Raw genomic sequence first — 4,387 nt, forward strand, 5'->3', positions numbered from 1 at the left:
AGCAGGCACCGATCACTTACGAACAACAGTCAGCTACCCTGATACTTGCCGCATAACGACACGAACAGGTGTCCACCCTCCGGGGACAAGGCCCGTTGTCCGTGCCGACCGCGACCGCGTCGACCGGGGGAAGCCGGAAGGCGGAGCGGTAGACCGCTTGAACCGGTGTGGCCGACGGGGAGTCCCGCAGGAAGATCCGGGGGTCGAACTTCTGCCATGGCGGCTCGCTCGTGCTGCCGCCGAAGGGGCTCATGCCCCACACCTGCACTGGTTTCCACTGCCTCACCAGGGCCTCGGCCGCTTCGAGGACATCTGCGCCCACCAGGAGACCGGCCCGGATCATGAGGACGTCAGGGCGGGGTACGTCGAGGTCCGTGAGCGGGCGCGGGTCCCAGCTCGAAACGCCCCACCCTCCGCACAGTCCCGCGCGTGCGGCGTCGGCCAGGACCTCACACGCCCGCGCCAGTGCCTCGGCGCCGGGGCGTGCGTGCTCGGGGTTGTGGAGGAGCACGGCCTGCGGTTCCCGTCCCAGATCCTTCGCGGCCCGCTCGATGGCGGCGCGCAGCCGGTCGGGGGCGAGGGAGTGTTCCCCGGGGAAGTACCCGACCTTGGTGGAGATCGAGAACTTCGGCAGGAGGTCGCCGGCCACCGCGTTCAGTGTCTCGTGGGAGCGGTGGTGGAGGTAGTTCGCGGCGGTGTCGAGGCGCGTTACGCCGAGGCTGGCGGCTGTTTCGACTACGTCACGGGCGTGACGAGACCGGTATAGCCCGAGGACGAGGTCTCCGTCAGTGGTTCGCACAGCCCCTCCGTGATCAGCAGGTCGGCCAGGGTGGTGGTGTCTGCGTCGGCGCCCTCCAGGTGGACCGGGTGACCCGACAGGAGTGCGCGAAGGCCCTCCTCCGCCCGCGCGTGGAAGGTCAGCTGCTTGCCGCCACCGCGGACCTGGACCGTGTCGCCGGACCGGGTGATGTGGGGGGCGAACTCGGTGACGGCCACGACGCCGTCGAGCCGGCCGAAGGCCGCAACGTGGGGCATGTGGCGGGCGGGCGGGGTACTGGAGCGCAGCTCGTCCAGGTACCGCTCGGGACTGTAGGAGGCAGCCAGGGTGCTGAGCTTGTCCGCCAGTCCCGTGGGGCCGGTTTCGCCGGCGCCTTCCAGGTCGCGGCGGAACGCCTCGTCTGCGCGGGCGGTGTCGGAGAGGAAGTTGACCCATGTGACACCGGTGCGTTTGGTGAACCCGAACGTCACGTGCAGTGAGTGGCCGTCGCTGCCGGAGCCGAGGCGGGTGGCGGTGTGCCAGAAGCCACGGGGGATGTGCATGACGTCCCCGGCCCGCATCGTGCCCTTCCACAGCGCCTCCTCGGAAGGCGTGCGGTTGCGTTCCGCGTCGCGGTACATCGGCGCCGGCCGGGACGGGCCGCGGACCTCCCACGACTTCTCCCCGGACAACTGCACGGCGATGACCTCGTGGTCGTCCCAATGCAGATGGAATCCGTCGGTGTCGCCGACCGCGAGGTAGGCGTTGGCGGAGGTCAGCTCGCCCGACCACCAGCCCAGGGCCCGGCAGGCGACTTCCAGCGTCGGGTCGAAGAAGTCCACATGGTCCAGCACCACGGTGCCGCCCTCGTTGAGGATGCGCCCCAGGGCCGCCATGTCGGCCTGACTCACCGCCTGCCTGCGCCGGTTGACATTGGTGGACAGGAACGTGGACGGGTGGATCTCCTCGCCCCCGGCGTAGCAGCGCAGTTGCGGGTTGGCCAGGTGGCGGCGCTTGATCAGGTCCAGCAGCTTGTGCGGGGTCAGCAGGCGGGCGGGCAGGTCCGGGTCCGTGAGACGGCCGCGCGCGAACGCGGCCCCCACGGAGCCCGGCCCGTCCCAGCCGAGAGCCTTCTCGATGTGGGTGACGAGCCGGTGCTCCATGGCCTCCCCTACGCCTTCGGGAGGTTCAGATCGCGGTTCTCTCCGTCATCGCCCGCGCTGTTCTGCGAGCTGGTGATGTCGGACCGTTCAGACTCGCTCCGGTCATGCGCGGTCGCCAGCTCCTCCACCGCGATCAGAAGCGCGGGACTGGTCCCCGACGTCTGCGTGGACGCCCTGTCTGCCATCGACGCTCTCCCCTCGGTCGCTACCGCCCGGGTCCGGGCGAAGGAACGAGTTAACCTGCGTCCAGCAGATGCCAGTAGAGCGAAATTCGGACATACGTACGGACTACTTCTCCTCGGCCGCCTCGCCGTCGCACGGCTGACCAACGTGACGCGGGACCGCCCGTTCCGCTCGCGCGCCCGTGCGATCCGCCCCAGGGCGCAGACGGAAGAGATGCGGGTGAACCACCGGACGCCACAGGGCGGCCCCGTCGCAGACCCCCTCTTCGGCCTCCCGGATCTGGTCGGGTCGGGGTGGTGAGCGCCTCGCACGGTCAGAGGCGCCAGGATGCGGGGCAGGGGAACATAGCGCGTGATCGCCGGTTGGCCAAACCGGCGATCCCACAGATCATTGATGCTCCACCGCCACGCCCTGCCCCACCGTCGAAAGGCGTCTCCCGACAACCTCAGACCGCCCGCGAAGTACACACGCCACGAGGCCGGCAGTCGATCACGCCGCCGCGTAACTCGCCCGGAACAGTTCCTGCGCCCGCTCCACGTCCCTCGGCGTACGGAGCTGGACCTCCAGGTCGCCCGTCCCATGGTGACCGAGACCGGACACGTCCCGGGTGAATCCCGGCACGAGGTCGACGCCCTTCGGGTCGACCTTCAGGTAGACCAGGAGCTTGCTCCGCTGCGGCGGGCACACGCAGGCGAAGTTCCGCAGTCGCTGATACGCCCGGTACGTCTTGCGCTCGACGCGGTTCACACCGTCCCCGAGCCCAAGCAGCGCCTCATCGACCGCGCTCGCCAGCTCCACCATCGACGCACCCTGGACGCCGGCCGCCGCCCGAGCAACCGCCTGCCGACGCGCCCGGCGGGCCACCGGCATGCCGCCACTCACGGACGCCACGGTCTCAAGCCCGAGCAGGTCGCTGCCGAAGAGTCGGTAGCGGACCAAGTCGATCGAGCGCCGGTGCTCGCGCACGGCATGCACGTCGTAGCGGGTGAAGTCGCCGGCGATGCAGATCAGACGCGGGCCGCTCCACAGCACCTGGGACGCGGCCGTCACCCCGAGCCGGTCGCGGACCAGGTGCTCGAACTCAGCCCGGTGGTCCATCAGCCAGCTGAGGTAGAACAGGCCCTGGTTGATCACACCCGCGTCAGTCGAACGCTTGTACTCGACGATGACCGGTGCCCCGTTCTCGTCCAACCCGAGCGAGTCGATCCGGCCACCATGGACCGGCCCCGTACCGTACTCGCTCGCCAAGAACCGGACGCCCAGCAGCGTCTCCATGCTCCCCTCGACAAGACCCTGCACATCAGCCTCAACCTCGGCAAGATGCGGCGTGACCTCGGTCATGCCGCTTTTGCCGCGTCCGTACGGAACAGCTTCAAGCCCATCACCCCCCGATATCGCGTAGGGGATCAACAACGCCGGAAGGATCGAGATTTGTTTCCGCAACGGCCGATAAGTCTGTGGAGAACGTGTGATGAACAGCCGCGCGCCTGGATCCACAACCCCCGGCTCACGGCCACACCTCCTCCGCTCTCGCGCGGTCCGTCGGCATCCAGCACGAATCCAGCACGGTACGGATGGCGAGGGGTGATGACAGGTGACGAGGGGTCAGAATATCCAGCACCTATCCAGCACGGTAAAAACGAAGGGGCCCAACTCCGAAGAGTCGAACCCCATCTGACCTGCACGTTTGCCAGATCAACAATGTGGTGCTATGTCACCCACTACACGTTGAAGCGGAACTTCATCACACTCTGCCATGCCTCCTTTCTACATGACGTCATGCAGGACGTACCCGCCGATGCTCAGCTCGGCGCTGGCCCGACAACTCACTGCCGAGGGATCAGCCCGTTGTCCTGGCGGAACGAGACATCCCCGCGTCGGCGGGGAAGACGTGGCCCTTCCGCCCACGGACCTACTGGAGCTCGGAACACCCCCACGCCGGCGGGGAAGACTGAGGGCGTAGATGCGTGGCCCGCCGTACGGCGGAACACCCCCACGTCGATGGGGAAGACGACGCCGGCCCGTACGACCGGATCTTCGTCTCCGGAACACCCCCACGTCGATGGGGAAGACGCAGTGGTGGGTGAGGGGGTTGCCGGGGTGGGCGGAACACCCCCACGTCGGTGGGGAAGACGTGGCGGCCTGGCAGGAGCGGGAGTACGGCGTCGGAACACCCCCACGTCGGTGGGTGAGGTTCCCCCGAGATGCGGGGAAAGGTGACAGCAGGTCAGATGGGTCTCATGAGAGGAGCCCAGACGATGCCTGCACCGAGGAAGTACCCGCT

General features: G+C 68.3%; 3 protein-coding genes and 1 pseudogene. All 4 read right to left on the minus strand.

All coding sequences use genetic code 11. The features are described from left to right. Window positions 1-16: 16 nt before the first annotated feature. Window positions 17-799, minus strand: a complete 783-nt coding sequence (locus ACFW2Y_RS34885) for an aldo/keto reductase (RefSeq protein WP_384887493.1) — start codon at window positions 797-799, stop codon at window positions 17-19. Then, entirely contained in the window at window positions 736-1,920 is a 1,185-nt protein-coding gene (locus tag ACFW2Y_RS34890) for a JmjC domain-containing protein (protein WP_384887495.1), read from the minus strand. Before ACFW2Y_RS34890 ends, ACFW2Y_RS34885 begins: the two co-directional genes overlap by 64 nt. A gap of 8 nt (window positions 1,921-1,928) precedes the next feature. Continuing rightward, window positions 1,929-2,105, minus strand: coding sequence for a hypothetical protein (locus ACFW2Y_RS34895; RefSeq protein ID WP_384887498.1), 177 nt, complete (start codon window positions 2,103-2,105; stop codon window positions 1,929-1,931). 487 nt (window positions 2,106-2,592) lie between these two features. After that, window positions 2,593-3,488: pseudogene (locus ACFW2Y_RS34900) on the minus strand (DUF5655 domain-containing protein). Window positions 3,489-4,387 lie beyond the last annotated feature (899 nt).

Source organism: Streptomyces sp. NPDC058877 (genome assembly GCF_042742855.1).
Lineage (GTDB): Bacteria > Actinomycetota > Actinomycetes > Streptomycetales > Streptomycetaceae > Streptomyces.